Origin of the sequence: Lacrimispora xylanisolvens, from assembly GCF_002934545.1 — a bacterium.
In the GTDB taxonomy this organism is placed as follows: Bacteria; Bacillota; Clostridia; order Lachnospirales; family Lachnospiraceae; genus Lacrimispora; species Lacrimispora xylanisolvens.
The window spans coordinates 193,964-215,053 of record NZ_PTJA01000007.1 but is presented as its reverse complement, the minus strand read 5'-3'; the positions used below and the strand labels follow the sequence as shown (position 1 = coordinate 215,053).

The 21,090-nt window shown below is 41.4% G+C and carries 19 protein-coding genes, 1 other RNA gene and 1 riboswitch; of the genes, 18 read left to right on the top strand and 2 right to left on the bottom strand.

Annotation, left to right across the window (positions count from 1 at the left end; all coding sequences use genetic code 11):
* Positions 1 to 35: 35 nt before the first annotated feature.
* The 7 genes from BXY41_RS14665 to ilvC all read left to right on the top strand — a co-directional run bounded on the left by BXY41_RS14665 (position 36) and on the right by ilvC (position 7,235).
* Positions 36 to 1,130, top strand: coding sequence for a hypothetical protein (locus BXY41_RS14665; protein WP_104437597.1), 1,095 nt, complete (start codon positions 36 to 38; stop codon positions 1,128 to 1,130).
* An 85-nt stretch (positions 1,131 to 1,215) separates the two neighbouring features.
* A complete protein-coding gene (smpB, locus tag BXY41_RS14660; protein ID WP_104437596.1) occupies positions 1,216 to 1,683 on the top strand; it encodes an SsrA-binding protein SmpB in 468 nt (155 codons plus the stop codon).
* A gap of 88 nt (positions 1,684 to 1,771) precedes the next feature.
* A complete protein-coding gene (locus tag BXY41_RS14655) occupies positions 1,772 to 3,763 on the top strand; it encodes a BMP family ABC transporter substrate-binding protein (protein ID WP_104437595.1) in 1,992 nt (663 codons plus the stop codon).
* Complete coding sequence (locus BXY41_RS14650; protein WP_104437594.1) at positions 3,735 to 4,331, top strand: metallophosphoesterase family protein; 597 nt, start codon at positions 3,735 to 3,737, stop codon at positions 4,329 to 4,331. Before BXY41_RS14655 ends, BXY41_RS14650 begins: the two co-directional genes overlap by 29 nt.
* An 83-nt stretch (positions 4,332 to 4,414) precedes the next feature.
* Positions 4,415 to 4,507, top strand: a riboswitch (NiCo riboswitch).
* 75 nt (positions 4,508 to 4,582) lie between these two features.
* Positions 4,583 to 5,503 carry a cation diffusion facilitator family transporter gene (locus BXY41_RS14645; protein ID WP_104437593.1) on the top strand — a complete coding sequence of 307 codons (921 nt, stop codon included), beginning with the start codon at positions 4,583 to 4,585 and terminating at the stop codon, positions 5,501 to 5,503.
* Positions 5,504 to 5,614: 111 nt separating this feature from the next.
* Entirely contained in the window at positions 5,615 to 6,115 is a 501-nt protein-coding gene (gene ilvN / locus BXY41_RS14640) for an acetolactate synthase small subunit (protein ID WP_104437592.1), read from the top strand.
* Between the two features lie 109 nt (positions 6,116 to 6,224).
* Positions 6,225 to 7,235 carry a ketol-acid reductoisomerase gene (ilvC, locus tag BXY41_RS14635; RefSeq protein ID WP_104437591.1) on the top strand — a complete coding sequence of 337 codons (1,011 nt, stop codon included), beginning with the start codon at positions 6,225 to 6,227 and terminating at the stop codon, positions 7,233 to 7,235.
* Between the two features lie 86 nt (positions 7,236 to 7,321).
* Here ilvC and BXY41_RS14630 read toward each other — a convergent pair whose 3' ends face one another.
* Entirely contained in the window at positions 7,322 to 8,221 is a 900-nt protein-coding gene (locus tag BXY41_RS14630; protein ID WP_104437590.1) for a LysR family transcriptional regulator, read from the bottom strand.
* Between the two features lie 215 nt (positions 8,222 to 8,436).
* Between BXY41_RS14630 and ybaK the strand changes: the two genes are divergently transcribed.
* The 3 genes from ybaK to BXY41_RS14615 all read left to right on the top strand — a co-directional run bounded on the left by ybaK (position 8,437) and on the right by BXY41_RS14615 (position 10,652).
* Positions 8,437 to 8,910 (top strand): Cys-tRNA(Pro) deacylase, encoded by a 474-nt coding sequence (gene ybaK / locus BXY41_RS14625; protein ID WP_104437589.1) that lies wholly within the window; start codon positions 8,437 to 8,439, stop codon positions 8,908 to 8,910.
* A 310-nt stretch (positions 8,911 to 9,220) separates the two neighbouring features.
* On the top strand, positions 9,221 to 10,108 hold the full coding sequence (locus BXY41_RS14620) for a cell wall hydrolase (protein ID WP_104437588.1): 888 nt from the start codon (positions 9,221 to 9,223) through the stop codon (positions 10,106 to 10,108).
* A 79-nt stretch (positions 10,109 to 10,187) separates the two neighbouring features.
* Positions 10,188 to 10,652 (top strand): NanQ anomerase/TabA/YiaL family protein, encoded by a 465-nt coding sequence (locus BXY41_RS14615; protein WP_104437587.1) that lies wholly within the window; start codon positions 10,188 to 10,190, stop codon positions 10,650 to 10,652.
* A gap of 43 nt (positions 10,653 to 10,695) precedes the next feature.
* Here BXY41_RS14615 and BXY41_RS14610 read toward each other — a convergent pair whose 3' ends face one another.
* Positions 10,696 to 11,661 carry a pectinesterase family protein gene (locus tag BXY41_RS14610; protein ID WP_104437586.1) on the bottom strand — a complete coding sequence of 322 codons (966 nt, stop codon included), beginning with the start codon at positions 11,659 to 11,661 and terminating at the stop codon, positions 10,696 to 10,698.
* A gap of 151 nt (positions 11,662 to 11,812) precedes the next feature.
* Here BXY41_RS14610 and BXY41_RS14605 point away from each other — a divergent pair, with 151 nt between their 5' ends.
* From BXY41_RS14605 to BXY41_RS14570, 8 genes are all read left to right on the top strand, one after another.
* Complete coding sequence (locus tag BXY41_RS14605) at positions 11,813 to 13,504, top strand: phosphoenolpyruvate carboxykinase (ATP) (RefSeq protein ID WP_104437585.1); 1,692 nt, start codon at positions 11,813 to 11,815, stop codon at positions 13,502 to 13,504.
* A gap of 64 nt (positions 13,505 to 13,568) precedes the next feature.
* Positions 13,569 to 14,213: an HAD family hydrolase gene (locus BXY41_RS14600; protein WP_104437584.1), complete on the top strand. Its 645-nt coding sequence runs from the start codon at positions 13,569 to 13,571 to the stop codon at positions 14,211 to 14,213.
* 84 nt (positions 14,214 to 14,297) lie between these two features.
* Entirely contained in the window at positions 14,298 to 15,092 is a 795-nt protein-coding gene (locus BXY41_RS14595; protein ID WP_104437583.1) for a GNAT family N-acetyltransferase, read from the top strand.
* A 30-nt stretch (positions 15,093 to 15,122) separates the two neighbouring features.
* On the top strand, positions 15,123 to 15,386 hold the full coding sequence (locus BXY41_RS14590) for an HPr family phosphocarrier protein (RefSeq protein WP_104437582.1): 264 nt from the start codon (positions 15,123 to 15,125) through the stop codon (positions 15,384 to 15,386).
* 84 nt (positions 15,387 to 15,470) lie between these two features.
* Positions 15,471 to 15,649, top strand: a non-coding RNA gene (ssrS, locus tag BXY41_RS14585) — 6S RNA.
* A gap of 99 nt (positions 15,650 to 15,748) precedes the next feature.
* A complete protein-coding gene (locus BXY41_RS14580) occupies positions 15,749 to 16,981 on the top strand; it encodes an AI-2E family transporter (RefSeq protein WP_104437581.1) in 1,233 nt (410 codons plus the stop codon).
* Between the two features lie 9 nt (positions 16,982 to 16,990).
* Positions 16,991 to 19,267: a SpoIID/LytB domain-containing protein gene (locus BXY41_RS14575; RefSeq protein WP_104437580.1), complete on the top strand. Its 2,277-nt coding sequence runs from the start codon at positions 16,991 to 16,993 to the stop codon at positions 19,265 to 19,267.
* A 47-nt stretch (positions 19,268 to 19,314) separates the two neighbouring features.
* Entirely contained in the window at positions 19,315 to 21,018 is a 1,704-nt protein-coding gene (locus BXY41_RS14570; protein ID WP_104437677.1) for a S8 family peptidase, read from the top strand.
* The last annotated feature ends 72 nt before the right edge of the window (positions 21,019 to 21,090 follow it).

Genomic DNA, 21,090 nt, shown 5'->3' with positions numbered 1-21,090 from the left:
TATCCTGCCTGCATTATATCAGGGAGTTGCTAAGTATGAAGATAAAATATTTAATTAATGCATGCATAATGGCGGCATTGTTGTTTACCATGACCGGATGTGCAAAGGAAAGAAATAAGATTACGGTTCAAGAGCCTGAAAATACTAAAACAATAATTGATGAATCGAAGAAAGAAGAAAGTGAACCTGAGATTATAGTTGATAAAACTGAGCGCCTGGAACATATAATGATTAGTGACTGGTTTGATGATGATACTGCAATTGTATCAAAAGAAAATGAGTCATTAGAAAAAATGAGCTTATCGGAACTGTCAGACCAGTATCCTAAGAGTCTGTATTTACTGAATATTAACTCAAAAGAATATCAGCTGGTCAGGGAACAAAAAGATGTATTGCTTGGGGGAGCTGTTTTCTCCAGGGATAAGAAATATCTGATATACGATGAGTATGTTTTAGGGGATCCTGCTTACTTCATTATGAATATGGAGAATCATGAGAGCATTGGGCTTATGGGAGAACCGATTGGAGGAGCAAAAAGTGCGCACTGGGCTGATAATGAAACTGTCATCGGTTCAGCATATAGCGGTGGTGTTTATCTGGCTGACAGAACTGGAAATATGAGCTTGATTGATGAATTAAAAGAGGAAGGAATATTTCTTGCTGAGAAACTGGGTAATAATATTTATTATAATACACAATCAGATTTAACTTTAATGACCTTAGACCTGGCTACAAAGGAAAAGACCAGTCTTAATCTGGGACAGGTATCTGAAATCGTACCGTCTCCGGATAAGAAAGAAATGATAATCTTACAGAATAATGATTCCAAAAGTTCCATGATTATTTATAGTCCTGAGAAGGATGAAAAAAATACAATTGCAGAGAATGCTGAATTGTACGGAGTATCCTGGTCACCTGATCAGAGGATGATTGTTTATGGCATGAAAGAGGATAAAAATAATGCAGCAGAAAGAAATCTGTATGTATATGATATACTTACCGGAAAATCAGTAAAGATTGCTGTGAATGCTGAACCAATAAGTACTAACTGGAGTCCTTCTGGTAAAAGATTATCCTATACGGAATGGGATGGAAAACAGTATACCAGCAGTATTATTTATTTTAAATAGAGCCTTTGCTGATGTTCTTATCCTTTACGAGATATAAATAATGTAGTATGATTGTGTAAAGTTTTAATAAGGGAGATTTATTAATATGGGAGAAAATTTTAAATTAATCGCCAATAACAAAAAGGCCTATCATGATTATTTTATTGATGAAAAATATGAAGCCGGTATTGAGCTGTTTGGCACTGAAGTAAAGTCCATACGTATGGGCAAATGCAGTGTAAAGGAGTCTTTTGTCCGGGTTGACAAAGGTGAGGTTTATGTATTTGGCATGAACATCAGTCCTTATGAAAAGGGGAATATCTTTAACAAAGATCCGCTGCGTATCAGAAAGCTCCTCCTTCATAAATCGGAAATTCAAAAACTGGATGAAAAAATTGCACAAAAGGGATATACTCTGGTTCCTCTTTCCGTATATTTTAAAGGCAGTCTGGTTAAAGTGGAGATCGGTCTGGCAAGAGGTAAAAAACTTTATGATAAAAGAGATGATATCGCAAAGAAAGACCAGAAGCGGGAACTGGAACGTGACTTTAAAGTGCGCAATTTAAAGGTGTAATGGCTGTATGACGAAGAAATTGCCCGTCTGTACAGAATATGGATTGGATGGTAAAATAGGGGTATAAAATAATGGGAGGAAACTGCGGATGGCACTATATGATTATGTAGGGGCATTAAGAAAAGGGCGAAGGCAGTACCAGGCATCCGTATCAAGAGGAGAGTATCCGTATCTGCCAGTGCTTGATGATATCTTATCTTATTCTGATATCGTTTCTGAAGTCAATTTAGGAATAATGGATATTCCTCTGGAGAAGGTAATCGGTACCAAGACAGAAGGACGTACCAATGCATTTGCCAGTAATTTCATGCCCCTTTTGTCGGAGAAATCCGAATTTGGAGCGAAGTGGGCCTACCTGTATGATCATCAGATTCAGGAAGGAATTCATGATCCGATTGTTGTTTATGAATTCATGAATCAATATTATGTTCAGGAAGGCAATAAAAGGGTCAGCGTTTTAAAGTATGTGGGGGCCTTCAGCATCGCTGCCTCAGTAATCCGGATGATTCCAAGGCGTACTGATGATTTAAACAACCGGCTTTATTACGAATTCCTTGATTTTTATCAGGTTTCCTTTAACTGTGATATCTGGTTCAGCAAGGAAGGCAGCTACGATAAGCTTTTAAAGGCAATGAATAAAATTCCGGGAGAACAGTGGAGCGAAGATGACAGGCTGGTATTTAAGTCTGCATATGACCGTTTTTCCAAAGCATTTCACGCATTTGGCGGTGATGATTATGACATGACCTGCTCCGATGCATTTTTAGTCTATGTGGAGCTGTTGGGATACAAGTCGGTGAAAGACCGGGTGGAAAAGCAGATTAAGAAGGATCTGGTTAAAATTAAGGATGAACTTCTTCTGGCTTCCAGAGGCAATAAGATTGCGCTGGTAGAGCAGCCGGAGGAGGCTGGCGACGGATCGGATAACACCACGATGAAGCTGATCAACTGGCTGCTTCCCAATCCAGGCCTTGATCCTTCCATGCTTAAAATCGCATTTATTCACGCAAAGACAGCGGAAACTTCCAGCTGGACGTACGGTCATGAACTGGGCAGGATGTATCTGGAGCAGGCATTTGACGGAAAGACGGAAACCATGGTCTTTTTCCATGCAGACTCGGAATCGGAGACGGCGAAGGCATTTGATGCTGCCATTGCAGGAGGCTGCAACATGATTTTTACAACAGCCTCCCAGATGATTAATTTAAGTGTAAAGACCGCCATTGACCATCCGGAAATCAGAGTGTTCAACTGTTCGGTCAATATGTCCTATTCTTCTGTCTGCACTTATTATGGAAGAATGTACGAATCAAAGTTTTTAATGGGAGCTTTAGCTGCTTCCATGTCACGGGATGACAAACTTGGTTATATTGCAGATTATCCCATATACGGAACCATTGCCAATATCAATGCATTTGCTTTGGGAGCAAGGATGATTAATCCTTATGCAAAGGTTTATCTGGAGTGGTCAAGGATAACAGGGCGGGATGCTCAGGCGGAGCTTGAGAAAGAAGGAATCCGCTTTATATCCGGTGATGATATGATTACTCCTCAGGCACCTACAAGAGAATACGGTCTTTATCAGAAAGCTGCAGATGGAAGCCTGAGAAACCTGGCTACTCCTATCTGGCATTGGGGAAAGTTTTATGAAAGAATCGTAAATCTCACCTGCCACGGTTCTGTTGACAGGAAAGAGATGAAAGGGAAGCAGGCGATTAACTACTGGTGGGGAATGTCTGCAGACGTCATTGATGTGATCTGCTCCCAGAATCTTCCTCACGGCACAAACCGGCTGATTACATTTTTGAAAAATTCCATTCGGGCAGGAAGCTTCCAGCCATTTGTTGGAACGATTTACTCTCAGGATGGCACAATTCAGTGTGAAGAAGGGTTAAGCCTCACACCGGAGGAGATTACTACGATGAACTGGCTTACGGAAAATGTTGTAGGGCAGATTCCTGATTTTGAAGAGTTAACAGAAGAAGCCCGGTCATTGGTTCGTCTTCAGGGTCAGACAATATACGAGAACATGGATACGGAGGAACTTCAGCGTGAAAATTCTGGTACTGGCGGATCATGAGTCCAAGTCGCTCTACGAATTCTATACACCGGAGAAGCTAAAAGACATTGATTTAATCATTTCCTGCGGAGATTTGAGAGCAAATTATCTGACGTTTTTTGCCACCTGTTCTCACGCGCCGGTTTATTACGTAAGGGGAAACCATGATTGTCAGTATGAGAGATGTCCTCCGGAGGGGTGTATCTGCATTGAAGATGAGATTGTTACCTTCAATGGAGTAAGAATTTTGGGGCTGGGTGGTTCCATGGAATATATTCCGGGTTCCCCCAACCAGTTTACAGAAAAGAAAATGGAACAGAGAATTAAGCGCATGTGGTGGAAGTTAAAGAAAAATAAGGGGTTTGATATACTTGTAACCCATGCGCCTGCTTTTGAACTGAATGATCTGCCCGATCTTCCTCATCGCGGGTTTTCCTGCTTTAAGATGCTGATGGATAAGTATGCACCCAGGTATTTTCTTCACGGTCATATCCACGCTAATTATGGCAATGCTTTTAAGAGAGAGGATCAGTATGGAAGCACCGTTGTGATCAATGCGTATGAATATTGCATTATTGATTATACGTAATGGTAACTTTTACAGCAATACGTTCATATCCTATTACAGAAGCCCGTTTAAGGGATTAAACTCATTGCACTGCACATGACTCTACAGTACAAACTGAGCAGGCGTCAGCTTTTAACAGCTGTAAGCCGGGTTGCTTTCGCAACAGCAGATGATATGAAAGCATCTGTGGGACAGTAGTTCACTCTAATTGTTCCGCAGGTGCATTTTTTATTTATCAGCAGCTGTAATCTGATCAAACTGGGGGAACTGGTATGAAACGTATCACTGGATTAAAGAAAGAAAAGGATGGAAAAAGTCTTGCCATGCACGTATCGGTGGTGAGCATTGTCATTAATTTAATGCTTTCTGCATTTAAACTGGCAGCAGGTATGCTTGGTCATTCTGGAGCAATGATTTCGGATGCGGTTCATTCTGCCTCCGATGTGTTCAGCACTTTTATTGTTATGATCGGTGTGCAGCTGGCAGATAAAAAATCTGATAAAGAGCATCCATACGGTCATGACCGGATGGAATGTGTTGCTTCTGCCATACTTGCTTCTTTGTTAATGGCTACTGGCGTTGTAATTGGCATCACAGGTATTAAAGTCATAATAGGGCAGAATGGAAAAACAGCTGAAATTCCCGGATTGATTGCTTTGGTTGCGGCAGTTTTATCAATCGTCGTAAAAGAATGGATGTACTGGTACACAAGAGCAGCAGCCAAAAAGATAAATTCAGGTGCCGTTATGGCAGATGCCTGGCACCATCGCTCTGACGCATTGTCTTCTGTGGGAGCTATGATCGGGATCGGCGGCGCAAGAATGGGGGTTCCTGTTTTAGATCCTCTGGCAAGTATTGTAATCTGCATTTTTATTGGTAAGGCAGCAATTGATATATTTCGTGATTCCATGGACAAAATGATCGATAAATCCTGTGATGAGGATACGGTTCAAAAAATGAAGGAGTTTGCAATGTCAGTTATGGGGGTAAAACGGATTGACGACATCAGAACCAGAATGTTTGGTGCAAAAGTATATGTGGATATTGAAATTGCAGCAGAAGGAAAACTGGAACTGGTAAGGTCACACGAAATTGCAGAAAAGGTGCATCTGTGCATAGAAGAACACTTTCCTGATGTAAAGCATTGCATGGTTCACGTGAATCCCGTTCTTGATATGGAAGAAAATGATTAAATATGTCTATAGGTATAACTACAGATTATAATACACATTCCTATTATTTAGTTGACAAATAACAGTTACATTGTTATCATTTAAATATTATACAAAAAGGCAGGGATGTGAATGGAAAGAATCGTATTATCATTGTTGGTTGATAACACTGCCGGCGTTTTAAGCCGTGTAGCCGGACTGTTCAGCCGCCGTGGCTATAATATTGAGAGCCTTACGGTAGGAGTAACTGCGGATGAGAGATATTCGAGGATGACAGTGGTTTCTGTGGGTGAACAGGAGATCTTGGATCAGATTGAAAAGCAGCTGAGAAAGCTGGAGGATGTCAGGGATATTAAGGAATTGAAGCCCGGACGTTCTGTTTACCGTGAACTTATTCTTGTAAAGGTCCGCGCCAATGCCAGTGAGCGTCAGGCGATCAGTGCCATTGCAGATATATTCAGGGCTACCATCGTTGATGTGGGAAGAGATTCTTTAACCGTCATGCTGACAGGCGACCAGTCAAAACTGGATGCGCTGATTAACCTCCTTGGAGATTATGAGATTTTAGAGTTGGCAAGAACTGGTCTGACAGGACTTTCCAGAGGATCGGATGATATCCGCTATCTGCCATAGGCAGTCTTTTGTTGTTAGCTAGAGGTGTTGCCAAAGGCGGACAGTGAGTCGTCGGCATAGTTCCTTTAACAAAATATATTATGAGTCAGTATATGAGGAGGAAAGAAAGATGGCAAAGATTTACTACCAGGAAGACTGCAACTTATCTTTATTAGAAGGTAAGACCATTGCAGTGATTGGATACGGAAGCCAGGGTCATGCCCATGCGCTTAATTTAAAGGAGTCCGGATGTGATGTCATCATTGGACTTTACGAAGGAAGCAGTTCCTGGGCGAAAGCAGAGGCTCAGGGTTTATCCGTTTATACTGCAGCTGAAGCAGCAAAAAAAGCAGATATCATCATGATTCTGATCAACGATGAGAAACAGGCTGCTATGTATAAGGAATCGGTAGAACCCAACTTAAAGGATGGCGACATGCTGATGTTCGCTCACGGTTTTGCAATTCACTTCGGACAGATCGTTCCTCCTAAGAATGTTGATGTTACTATGATTGCTCCAAAAGCACCAGGCCATACCGTTCGTAATGAATATCTGGTAGGCAGAGGAACTCCTTGTCTTGTGGCAGTTCATCAGGATTATACCGGCAAGGCAATGGACAAGGCTCTGGCATATGCATCTGCAATCGGTGGTGCAAGAGCAGGCGTTTTAGAGACAACCTTCCGCGTTGAGACAGAGACAGATCTTTTTGGTGAGCAGGCTGTATTATGCGGCGGTGTATGCGCACTGATGAAAGCTGGATTCGAGACATTGGTGGAAGCAGGATATGCACCAGAGAACGCTTACTTTGAGTGTGTACATGAGATGAAGCTGATCGTTGATCTTATCTTCGAAAGCGGTTTTGCAGGTATGAGATATTCAATCTCCAATACAGCTGAGTACGGAGATTATATTACAGGACCAAAGATTATTACAGATGAGACCAAAAAGGCTATGAAGAAAGTGCTGACAGACATTCAGGATGGTACGTTTGCAAAAGACTGGCTGCTTGAGAATCAGGTTGGCGGTGCTCACTTCAAAGCTATGAGAAATGCAGAAGCTTCTCATGAATTAGAGAAAGTCGGAGCAGATCTGCGTAAGCTCTACAGCTGGAATAACGGCGGAAAACTGATCGATAACTAAATATAATTTTAGCATATGTTAAAAGGCTGATAAAAAAAGAGTGTGGTTAACATAATTTCTCTTTTATATCAGCCTTTTTTTGCGTATCAGCCTCTGATTCCGGCTTTCTGCATTGCTTCAAAGAAGATTTCCATTGCTGTGGAAACAGATCCCGGGTTATAGGCAAATCCAACCGTTCGTTTTTTTATACCAGCTATCATGGGAACTTCAATCAGTTCTTTTTTATCCAGCTCATCCTGGACAAATTCTTTAATCACACAGCCAATCCCCAGACCGATTTTGGCAAATTCTATCAATAGATCCATCGTAGTAATCTCCAAAAGTTGATTGGGAATGATCTGGTTTTCATTTAAATATTCGTCAATATACTTTCTTGTCATATTATTTTTGTCCAATAGAAGGATGTTGCCTGTCTGAAACAAATCAGCATTCTTTCCCTCTCTTAAGTATAAATTTTCCAGATAGGCACTGGTCGATACAAAGATGTCCTGAATCTCCATAACTGGATTAAATAAAAGGGGACGGCGGTTAGAGGGCTCAGCGATCAATCCCAGGTCTATCTGCTGCTGCTCCAGCATGGCAACCGTATGGGTGGTGGACTGGCTTTCTATGGTAATCTTAATATGAGGATACTTTTCAATAAAACCCTTTAAATAAGGAAGAAGAATGTATTTACACAGGGTATTGCTCACACCGATTCTTAAGTGCCCGATATTAAAATCCTTTACTCTCTTTAGTTCCAGTTCCCCTCTGTTTATCGCTTCAAATGCTGTTTTTGTGTGATGAAACAAAAGTTTCCCCTCTTCCGTAAGCTGGACGCCTCTGGAATTTCGGGTAAATAATGCCACGCCTAAATTGTCCTCCAACTTGCTGATGGACTTACTGATTGCGGGCTGACTGATGAAAAGTTCTTTGGCAGCTTTGGAAATATTACCAGCTTTTGCTACTTCATAAAAAATTTTATATTGGGAAAGATTCTGATCCATATTAAAAATCCTTTCATTTTATAACCATTCATTATAATAATACACAATACTATATATTGATATTATATCAGGTGAAATATCGGAATGTAAAGCAGGAAAATCAAGGAGACAGATAGCCTGCATGGAGGGAAAGCCTGCATAAGCTTTTGCTGGACAAACAGAGTTTTTCTTATTATGATGTAATTCATAAAACAAAAGGACAGGAGTGATCTGATATGATAAAAACAAATGTGATGAGAATGCTTGATAAAGCAGGGATTGCCTATGATACAAGGGAATATACCGTTGATGAACAGGATTTATCAGGAAGCCATGCAGCGGATATGCTGGGGGTTGACCATGGAAGTGTATTTAAAACTCTTGTATTAAAAGGAGATAAAACAGGTTATTTTGTCTGCTGTATTCCTGTTGATGCTGAGCTGGAGTTAAAAAAGACAGCAAAGCTTACAGGCGATAAAAAGGTTGAAATGATTTCCGTGAAAGAGTTACAGTCAGTTACCGGTTATATCAGGGGTGGCTGTTCTCCTGTGGGAATGAAAAAGCAGTTTCCTACATGGATTGATGCATCCGCGGAAAATTATCCTGAAATAGTAGTAAGTGCCGGCATCAGAGGCCAGCAAATTGTCATCGCCCCACAGAAACTTGCTGGCTTTATTAGAGGTAATTTCGCCTCACTTACCCTGAATTAGTTTACATAAAACATTTAAACGGTAAGACAGGCTAGCAGTGCGGAGGTGAATAATTAACAGAAATGTAATACTATTGTAAAAAGTTAACACATGTTTAATACAAAAAAATCGCATAAGTACAAGTAAAAATAGTGTATAACTAACAAAAAAATAAAAATGGAAAAAAATTAAGAAGTTAAATTATCACAAAAATGTTAAATGACCATTGACTTTTTTAACGGGATTCTTCTATAATTACGGACGACACAAAGAAACGGGTACGGAACAGTCCGAAGCCCACGCAAATGAGATTAGAGAAAGAGGAGTATTTATGCTTACACTACGCTCTATCCTTCAGCAGATTAGTCAGTTCTTCAGAGGAATGTCCGTAAGGGTCACGAAGCGAATGTATCGTTCCTCAGCAGTTTTTATGGCAGGTGCCGCAGTAATTACAGTGATTGCTTTTACTTCCACAGGATTTGGAAGCAGCGGAAAAAATGCATTAACGGCATTTGCAGAAACACGGGCTTTAGAAGACGCTACCGATGATGAGAACGTTGAAGAAGAGGAAACAGCTTCACAAGCAAAAGTACAAATTAACCTTACCGATCCCAAGATGCAGGCACAGCAACTTGCTGGAAATCTGTTGGAAAAAGAAGTCATACAAAAGCAGGAACTGGAAAAAGAATCCTTTACCAGAATCCAGCGCATGAACGAACAGATTGCACTGGAGGAGGAAGCAAAAAAGCAGGCGCAGATAGCCGCAGAAGAAGCCCAGAAGGCGAAAGAAGCGGAAGAAGCAGCTGCCAAAAAGGCAGAAGAGGAAAAAGCAGCACGTGCCACGTCTCTGTCGGATGAAGACTATAATGTCTTGTTAAAAATTGTGCAGGCAGAAGCCGGAGTTTGTGATGATGAAGGAAAGATTCTTGTAGCAAATGTGATTTTAAATCGTGTAAAAAGCGGTAAATTTCCAAGTACAGTGAAAGGAGTTGTTTATTCACCCTCCCAGTTTTCCCCGGTATCCAATGGAAGTATTAATTCCGTTAAGGTTACCAGCAATACCATTGATTGTGTGAACAGGGCACTGGAAGGTGAGGACTATTCAAACGGAGCTTTGTATTTTATGAATCGAAGGGGTTCAAGGAGCGGCGCAATCAGCTGGTTTGATTCCCATTTGACTTATTTATTCCAGCACGGAAACCATGAATTTTTTAAATAAAAACATTGTTAAATATTCTGTTTTTGGTGTATACTATAGTTTATATAACTATACTGATACATAAAAGGAGAGTATTCAAATGATTTTTGACACAGCAAAAAACCTTGATTTTTACAGAAACCTTGGTGTGGAAGACAGATATGCCAAGGCAGTAGATTTTCTTAAGAATACTGATCTGGAGAAACTGGAGCCAGGTAAATATGAGATTGACGGCAAGAACGTTTTTGCCAATGTAGTAGAATATACAACAATTCCATGGGAAGAAGCGAAATATGAAGCTCACCATAATTATACAGATATTCAGTATGTGATTTCTGGTTCTGAGATTATGACTTACGCAAGAATTGATGAACTGAATGAAAAAGTACCATATAACGATGAAAAAGATGTTGTATTTTACGACAATGAAAACCCAGGCTTAAAGGCGGTAGTGAAGTCTGGAGAATATATGATTTTTAATCCCTGGGATGGACATAAACCAAAGGCTGCAGCCGGAGAACCAGCTCCAATTAAGAAAGTAATTGTTAAAATCAAAGAAAATTAAAAAAACGGGATTCTGTTCTTTTAAAGGAACAGAATCCCGTTTTTTAAAGCTTCCAGCCGTCAGATCCGGATAGTACGGCATCCTTTGTATATTTGACAAGGTCAGTTTCCTTCAGTCTGTAAATCCAGTCGGGTCTGTGATCCATGTCTCCTTTTGGACCGTAGCTGCCATATTCGGCATAGAAGGCATTTTTATGAGCCCCCTCTTTGTTCCAGTCATGCCAGCCTTCCCGGCAGATGTGGTCGCCAATATAGCAATTGATTAAAACTGTCTTTGCATATTCTCTCCACGGACGTCCCAGATAAGCATTATCTGGAGGACAGTTTCCTTCAAAACGGCAGTTTTCCATTACATAACCGTATTCCTGGCCTTCCGGAGTTGATGCGGCAGTTACATAGCTGCTGATTTCTTTTCCCGTATATTTGGAAAAGAACGTGCAGTTTTCAAAGTAGGCAGTAGCACTTCCAAAAATGAAATCAATGTCACCCTCCAGATAGCAGTCCTTATAATAATGTCTTCCGTTAATTCTTGGATCATTCTGCTTTGGTCCGATAAATCCGTTTGGCTCAATTTCCTTTGGCGGCAGCGGACCTGTAAATATGGTATCCTGATTGCCAAGAAAACGGCAGTTTTCAAAGGAGAGGCGATCGCCATCTGCATAAACGGCAAGAGCCTGTCCCACATCAATTCCTTTTCCGGCGCTGTTTTCAAACGTAATATTTTTTGCTGTAAAATCATAAGTATCGATTAAACAGGAATAGGTTCGAAACGTTCCCCGCTTCATACCGTCTTCCATAAGCATATGGGCATATAGGCCATAGGTGAGAATGGTGTTGTTCTTATCTTCGCCAAGAAAGGTTACGTGAGGAGTGGTAATTGTGATCTGCTCCTCATAAACTCCTTTGTGAATGAAAAGGGTATGTTCGGCAGTGCCGTTTTTTGGCAATGAGTCAAGCGCTTTTTGTATGCTTTCAAAATCTCCGGTGCCATCTTTGGAAATGTGTATCATATTTGACCTTCTTTCTAATGTTGTATACATGATGCATAATGCACATTAAATATAAACAATTTTTGTGGAAAATGCAATAGAAAATATTGACTTTTTCTTAACAAAATGAGATAATGAGAGCAAATTTGAATTTTATAAGGAGGATTTTTATATGTCAACAAAAGCTTATTACCCAATTAATGAAATTGGAAAAGGAAAGCCTGGCTTTGCAACGACACGTTCAATTATCGAGGCACCATTCTATGGGAATAATGTAATTAAAGTTAATACGCTTCGTGAGGCATATGAATTGGCAAAAAACTCACCAGGAACGATTGTTACAGATATGCCGGTTTATAGAGGAGAAGAATTCGGTCTGGATAAGGATGCAAAAGTACTTTTGTTTAATGATGGTGCGATTACCGGACGGTATGCAACAGCCAGAAGAATCGCAGGGGAACCTGGAGTAAACTGTGCAGCTCTTGACAAAGTTGTTATGGATGCTGTTTATGAGACACGGTGGAAAACCATGTATCATGCAGAGGTATACGCTGGCCTTGATCCGGAGTATATGGTGAAGGCGCATCTTCTCATTCCGGAAGGAGAGGAGAACATCTTATATAACTGGATGCTGAACTTCCAGTATATGTCTGATCAGTATGTCAACATGTATAAGGCTTCTAAACCGGTAGGAGATGGCAAAGAGCCTGATATCTATATCTTCTCTGATCCCCAGTGGAATGGTTCTGACCGTCCTGGTGTTGATCTGTCCTGTTTAAGCGATCCTAAATGTCTTTGTTATTTTAACACGGAACAAAACTGCGCTGCGATTCTCGGCATGAGATATTTTGGAGAGCATAAGAAAGGTACGCTTACCATGGTATGGGCACTTGCCAACCGCAACGGCTATGCTTCCTGCCACGGCGGACAAAAGGAGTATACCCTTTCTGACGGTTCCAAGTATGTTGCATCTGTATTTGGTTTATCAGGATCCGGTAAATCCACAATTACACATGCAAAACATGGTGGCAAATACGGCGTTACCGTACTTCATGACGATGCATTTATCATTAATACCGATACCTGCGCATCTGTTGCAATTGAACCTACATACTTTGATAAGACACAGGATTATCCTACCGGATGTGAGGACAACAAGTACTTACTGACTGCACAGAACTGCTCCTGTACCCTGGATGAAGACGGAAAGATTCAGCTGGTAACAGAAGATATCAGAAATGGTAACGGACGTGCAATTAAGTCTAAATTATGGTCACCAAACCGTGTGGATAAGATTGAATCTCCTGTTAATGCAATTTTCTGGATTATGAAGGATCCTACCATCCCACCAGTAGTTAAATTAAAAGGAGCATCACTGGCATCTGTTATGGGCGCAACTCTTGCAACCAAGAGATCCACTGCAGAGAGACTTGCTCCGGGAGCAGATCCGAATGCACTGGTAGTTGTTCCTTATGCGAACCCATTCAGAACCTATCCTCTTGCCAATGATTATGAAAAATTCAAAAAACTGGTTGAAGAAAAGAACGTAGACTGCTATATTATTAATACAGGTGATTTTATGGGCAAGAAGGTTCAGCCTAAGGATACACTTGGAATTCTGGAAGCAATTGTTGATAAAAAGGCAGAGTTCAAACAGTGGGGACCATTTACAGATATCGATATCTTTGAGTGGGAAGGATTCGTTCCGGATCTGAATGACCCGACTTATGCAGAGCAGTTAAAGGCTCGTATGCAGGATCGTGTGAAATTTGTTGCCAATATGTCAGTTGCAAAAGAAGGATACGATAAGCTTCCTGATGATGCGTTAGAGGCAATCCAGAAGGTTGTTGATCAATTGAAGTAATTGTCACAGAGACGAAAAAGGAGAACTTTTTCGTCTCTGTTTTTAAGTAAGTGAAGGAGATGTTATGAAAAAAGATTATTTGCTGTTTGATTTAGATGGAACGCTGACTGATCCCAAAGAGGGAATTACAAAATCGGTCCGCCATGCTCTGCATGCTTTTGGAATTGAAGTGGAAAACCTCGATGATTTATGCTGTTTTATCGGACCACCTTTAAAAGACAGCTTTATGGAGTACTATGGATTTACAGAATCAGATGCCCAAAAGGCAGTGGAGATCTTTCGGGAATATTTCTCCTCACAGGGAATCTTTGAGAACAAAGTATATGAGGGAACCAGAGAGTCTTTAAACGCACTTGTAAGATCCGGGAAAAAACTTTATGTTGCTTCATCAAAACCGGAAGTCTTTGTAAGAATGATATTGGAACATTTTGAACTGGATTCTTATTTTGAGTTTATGGGAGGAGCGGATTTTGAAGAAATCCGTGTAAAGAAAGCAGATGTGATCCGTTATGTGCTTGATACCTGTGAAATCCGTGATATATCAAAGACAGTGATGATCGGCGACCGGAAACATGATATTTTGGGTGCAAAGGAGTTTGGAATGGAATCTGTGGGGGCATTGTATGGATATGGGAGCAGGGAGGAACTTACAAAGGCGGGAGCAGATTTTCTGGTAGAATCAATTTTTGATTTGCAGAATCTTTTCTAGTGTGCTATACTAGGGCTTTAACAGGAAACAGTCCTTTTGATATCGGTATTTGGAAGACGAAGCACCAGCGGAAGGAGAATTATTGTGATTGAATTGGAACGAGATGAGAGACAGATTGTAAGAGAACTTTGCAGCATGAGCAAAGAGGTGATTCCCTCTGCTGTTGCAAAAGGGCGTATCGGAAAAGTCTGGGTCCCGGAGCGGGATAATCCGTCCTTTTGTTTGATTCATTCGGGTAATTTTGTATATCTGGCCGGAATTTGTCCCAAGGGAGAGCAGGCTCTTGAGCTCAGGGAACTTTTAATTAAAAACTGCAGTAAGGGGTTTATTACCCCTTCCGACGAACGCTGGTCTGAATGGCTGGAAGAGACGTTTGGAGGCAGTTGCCGGATTATGTCCCGTTATGCCATGAGAACAGACGAAGATCTTTTCTCTAAGGAGACGCTGAATAATTATCTGAATTCCATTCCTGAAGGAATTCAAATAAAAAAAATGAATCAGAGTCTTTATGAGAAAGCCATGAGTTCAGAGTGGAGCAGAGAAATCTGTTCTGATTTTGAAACCCAGAAGGATTTTATCCATCGCGGTTTTGGATTTGCAGCACTGGACGGTGAAAGACTGGTTTCCGGTTGTTCGGCCTATCCAATCAGTGAAGAGAAGATTGTGGTAAAAGTTGCGACGCACAGGGAATATAAGCGCCGGGGTCTTGCTCTGGCATGCAGTGCAGGATTAATCTTATCCTGTTTAAAACAGGAGATTTTTCCAACCTGGGATGCGGACAACATTCCTGCCGCCGGACTGGCGGAAAAGCTTGGCTATATTTTTGAAAAAGAATATCAGGTATACACACTTGGAAATCTGGAGAATGGACTGTTTTAAACGCAAGAAAAATCAGGAGGATTACAGCAGATGAAAAAGGTTAGGATCGGTTTCTGGGGCATGGACTCCATATTGGAATTTGTGACCATAGCCGGTAAATGTAAAGAAAAGATGGAATTGATGAATGGAGACTGCATTGTAAATGCGAAATCACTTTTATCTGTTCTTTCCCTGGTAACTGCTGAAGCGGTTGAGCTGATTATACAGGAAGAATCCTGCGATTCCCTTTTAAACCGGCTGGATTTATATGTGGAACACGGAAGACTTCTTGGCGGTAAGAATATTGTTTTCTGATCAGTTAAGTAAAAACTGACAGGAAAAGGAACTTGAAAATTCTCTGGAATTGTTGTATACTGAAGCCATAGAAAATAGAGACTGTAATTCCTGAGATGTGCGATAATCTTACCTTTTTTGAACCTACATTATGACATAAGGGATTCCAATATTTTCAGGCGGATGTCAGGCCTCCGTTGTAGTGGAAGGCAGATGCCTGAGTGAGGTTGCCCACCTAGCTTAGCTAGGCGTCAATAAGTAAGAACCGGCATTTTGGGGTTACAAAAGAAAAAAGCAGCGAGAAATCGCTGCTTTAACTTTATGGAAAAATATGGTAAAGTATGTTAAGACATATATTAATTTCAACCATAAAGGAGATGAAGATGAAGGATTTTAAATACCGCAGTTACGTTTGCTGGGGAGTAACTGCTCTTGCAGTCATTGCATTAAGCATAGCATTTGCTTTTTTTCTTTCCCGGTTTGAATCGGTAAAAGGTACGTTGGATTTGATTGTAGAAATATTAATGCCAGTCATTTATGGCGCAGTTCTGGCATATCTTTTATTGCCGGTTTATAACAAAACAAGGGACATGGCAGCCCGTATGCTGAATAAGGTGTTTCACAACAAGAAGACGGTTCGCTCCATTTCAAGAGCTCTGGCGACTCTGGTCAGCCTGATTTTTTTGTTTGTGATTGTCATAGGACTTTTCTCAATGATTATACCCGAAATTTATACAAGCATTATGGGGATACAGAATAATTTCGGAGATAACATCAATAATATTGCACTTGGACTTCAAAAGCTGTTTCAGGATAACCCTGCTTTTGAAAAAGCCATAATCCCTATCTATGATCAGGTTGCCAGCCGGCTTCAGAGCTGGATGTCCACTGATTTAGTCCCCAATATGACTTCCTTAATCGGCAGCTTATCCAGCGGCCTGTTAAGCGTTGTTCTGGTTTTTAAGAATATATTAATCGGCGTTATTGTTATGGTATATATTCTTAATATCAAAGAGACGCTTTCTGCTCAGGGGAAAAAAATAATTTATAGCATATTTTCCTTAAAAACGGCGAATCAGGCAATTGAAGAAATCCGATTTGTACACCGTGTATTTGGCGGATTTATTACTGGTAAGCTATTAGATTCTTTAATTATCGGAATTATGTGCTTTGTGCTGCTCAATGCGATGAAGATGCCCTATGTACTGTTAGTCAGCGTAATTGTAGGAGTTACCAATGTCATACCATTTTTTGGTCCCTTCATCGGGGCGATTCCCAGTGCATTTTTAATACTCTTAGTCAGCCCGGTAAAGTGTCTCTATTTCCTGATTTTCATTTTGCTTTTGCAGCAGTTTGATGGAAATATACTCGGACCTAAAATTCTTGGACAATCCACTGGTCTGCCCAGTTTCTGGGTGTTGTTTTCCATTCTTCTGTTTGGAGGTTTGTTTGGATTTGTGGGAATGATTATTGCCGTGCCCACCTTTGCCGTGCTCTACAGTGTGATTACCAGACTGGTAAACGGGTCACTTTCAAAGAAAGATCTTTCTCTAAAAACAGAAGATTATTTAAATCTGGATCGGATTGAAGAAGAGAAAAAAACATATATGAAATAAGAGGAGCGCATGAATAAAAAGTCATTGATTGGATTTGTCGTCGGAATTCCTCTCCTGGTTATCATTCTCATTATCATTATTCTGATGAATGAGCCGGAACCAGAGGGGATCTCAAGGGGGTTGGCATGCAAGTCAGCAGCTCTCCTTCTTACAGACAGAGAAAGCCTGGAAAAAATGCCGGACAATCAAAAACAGCAATATTTCTCCAAACAGGATCAGAGCCTCTGGTATGCGAAATATATGGATTACTTATATGCCAATGGTTATCTTGATGCTGGGCTTATGCCTGCAGACAAAGAAACTGCACAAGGTTTTTTAACTTACCAGGAAGCAGAAAGTCTGGCAGAAGCGCTGGTTCCTGGTTCAGGAACCAACATTCATGCAGGAAGAAAGAATAAGAGCAAACATATAACCGCTGATGAATGGTGGAATCTGTTTGACGATTTAAAAAAAGCACTTGATAAAGAAAATCAGATAAAAACAATGGATGTACTACTTTATGGAACACCTTCTAACATTAATCCTTCTTCCGTATGGACTGCCTATACCAGTGAAGGTACATTCGGGTTTGAAGGGATCAGTCTGGATTCTTATATTGACTGGGAAATAAAGATTCTGGTAAAAGGCAATGAGATCATTGCACTAAAAGAAGTGGTAAGTGATTCTGTTACATATAAGAATGTCTGGCTAACTGCTGGGGATAATCAGACATTCCAGGTGCACTTTGGTTCTGTTATCAGAACTTTTCCTTTGGATACATCATTAGGGCAGACGGAGGATCTGGTTAACAATCTGGCAGATATCAGTCTGAAACGGGGAAATTTAGAAAAAGTTACGTTGAAGAAAAAAAGAATATCCGGGAAGGTACTTGCCATTACCGATTCTTATATTGAAATTGAGAATTATGGAAAGCTGAAGTTTGATAAGGACTTTAAAGTATACCGCCTGTATGGTCAGTTTGAAGAACGGTCTGTTACCGATATTTTAGTTGGTTATGACATTCAGGATTTTGTTGTAGCCCATGGAAAGCTTTGTGCAGCTTTACTTGTTCGTGAATTTGATGCAAAGACCATACGGGTGCTTTTGATGAACACGAATTTTCAGTCCATCTTTCACCCGTCGGTTACACTCTCTTCTGACACAGGTCTTACACTGACTTATGATAAAGAGACCGTTCAGGTACCTCCAAAAGCGGAAGTGATCATTGAACCCTCCGATGAAAGGTTAAAGAGCGGCAGAATAGTAGCAGCTCCTCTGGAAAAAGGTGGTTCGATACAGGTGAATTCCATAAACCGTTCCTATGGAACACCTACTTATGGCGGAACCATTGAGATCAGAAAGGATTCCGATGGATTACTTCTGATTAATGAGCTGTATCTGGAGGATTACTTAACAAAAGTTGTTCCAAGTGAGATGCCAGACAGCTACGAAAAGGAAGCGCTGAAAGCCCAGGCTGTGTGTGCAAGAACCTATGCATACCGCCAGATCCAAAGCAATACCTACAGCAAATATGGCGCCCATGTAGACGACAGCACACGTTTTCAAGTGTACAATAATCTTCCTACTGCGGTAAAGACGGAGGATGCAGTGCGGGAAACTTACGGCAAACTGCTGTTTTATGGTGATACTCCCATTGAAGCATTTTATTTTTCCACCTCCTGCGGCCATACGACAGATGGCAGTGTGTGGGGAGGAGATCCGGCCCAGTTTCCTTATTTAGACGGGAGTCTGCTTCAGGATGGCGGGGCAGTGTTAAATCTCTCCACCAATTCTGATTTTGAACAATTTATAAAAAATAAGGATTATCCGGCTTATGATTCCTCATTCCCCATGTATCGGTGGGAGACGACAGTAACCAACCGGCAGCTGGAAGAAGAGATTACTGAGGTAGGCTCCATCTTAAACATTACAGTGGTCGAAAGAGGAGTAGGGGGTATCGTAAAGAAGTTAAGAGTTGAAGGCTCAGAAGGCGTTATGACCATAAGCGGAGAGGGTCAGGTCAGAGCCAAACTCGGCAATAAATATATGACACTTACCAAAAAAGACGGAACCCAGATGAAAAATTTCGATTCCCTTCCCAGCGCTTATCTGGCCATAGAAAATCAGGGAGTTGATGAAAAAAACATCACTACGTTTCATATCTACGGCGGCGGATTTGGTCATGGAGTGGGGATGAGCCAGAACGGAGCCCAGACTATGGCAAAGGAAGGAAAATCTTTTGAAGATATCCTGCAGTTTTTTTATCATGGTGTTAAGGTATGCGAGGCAGACAGCGTAAAGGAATGAGAGAGCGTCTTCCTGCGTACAATGTAAAAAAAGCACAGGATGTTTATATGCAGGATCAGAAATTGGAAAATCTGCTTAATCTCGCTCTCAGTGCAACTCCGGAGGAGCGGGAGAAGTCAGGTAATTTAAATGTAGGATATAATCCCGTGGAAAAAACATGGGATGTGATTGTAAAGCATTCCGGTGATATCAGTTTTCTTACCGAGATAGGAATCAGGGTGGAGCCAATGTTAAATGAGTATGCCATCTTGAATGTACCGGAGTCCCTGATTGACCAGTTAAGTGATCTTCCCCAGATTGAATATGTGGAAAAACCAAAGAGGCTGTTTTTTGCCATAAATCAGGCAAAAGCGGCCTCTTGTGTCAATCTGGTCCAGCAGGGAACTAACAATCTGACAGGGAAAGGTGTTCTTGTAGCCATTATTGATTCCGGAATTGATTATTATCATGATGATTTTCGAAACCCTGATGGAACCACCCGGATTGTAAAGCTGTGGGATCAGACCCTGGACAGAGTATTTACAAAAGAGGAGATTGATGCAGCTCTGGCAACAGGAAGCAGAGCAGAGGCCAATAAACTGGTTCCGTCCGTTGATATTACCGGTCATGGAACTGCGGTAGCCTCCATAGCAGCAGGAAACGGCAGGGAAAACCGGGGGCAGTACAGAGGGATTGCATATGAAAGCCCTCTTCTGGTGGTGAAGCTGGGAGTGCCTCAGGAAAACGGGTTTCCAAGGACTACAGAACTTATGCGTGCAGTGAATTTTGCAGTAAAAGAAGCAGTGGATATGCAGATGCCGGTTGCCGTTAATTTAAGCTTTGGCAATACGTATGGATCTCACGACGGAACCAGTCTTCTGGAAACATTTCTTGATGATATCTCCAATTATGGGAAAACAGTAATCGTGGTTGGTACAGGAAACGAAGGGGTTGGTGCCGGACATATTTCAGGAACACTGACCATGGCAAGTCCTCAGGAGATAGAACTAAGTGTGGGAAATTTTCAGCAGAGCTTCAGCGTCCAGCTCTGGAAATCCTATGCGGATTTGTTTGATATCAGCATTGTGACTCCTTCCGGAGAAGTAATCGGCCCCATCAGCAGCCGGCTTGGTCCCCAGACCATCCGGTACGGAAATACGCAGATCCTTCTGTATTACGGAAAACCGGGGCCATACAGTGTGGCACAGGAGATTTATTTAGACTTTCTTCCTGCGGACACGTATGTTGACAGTGGAATCTGGAAATTCCGGCTGACACCCAGACAGATTGTTGAGGGGAAATATGATTTATGGCTGCCATCCTCTGGTGTGTTAAATCAGTCCACCCGTTTTTTACGGGCAACACCGGAAACCACATTAACCATTCCCTCCACAGCATCGAAAGTTATTTCGGTGGGAGCATATGATGATACCTACCAATCCTATGCCGATTTTTCAGGAAGAGGTTTCACCAGAAGAACCAATCAGGTAAAGCCGGATCTGGCTGCACCGGGGGTAGGGATTATCGCCGCATATGCAGGAGGAGGTTATGATTCGGTAACAGGAACTTCGTTTGCAACACCATTTGTCACTGGCAGTTCCGCGCTTCTCATGGAGTGGGGAATTGTGGATGGAAGAGATCCGTTCCTTTTCGGGGAAAAAATAAAAGCATATCTCATCCGCGGGGCAAGAAAACTTCCCGGAATCACCCAGTATCCCAATCCGGAACTGGGGTATGGCGTTTTATGTGTCAGTGACAGTCTTCCTGTGTAATACAAAAGAAAATCCGTTGGAAAACAGACAAAAATGTTTTATAATGGATACAGTACTTTACGGAGGTGTGAA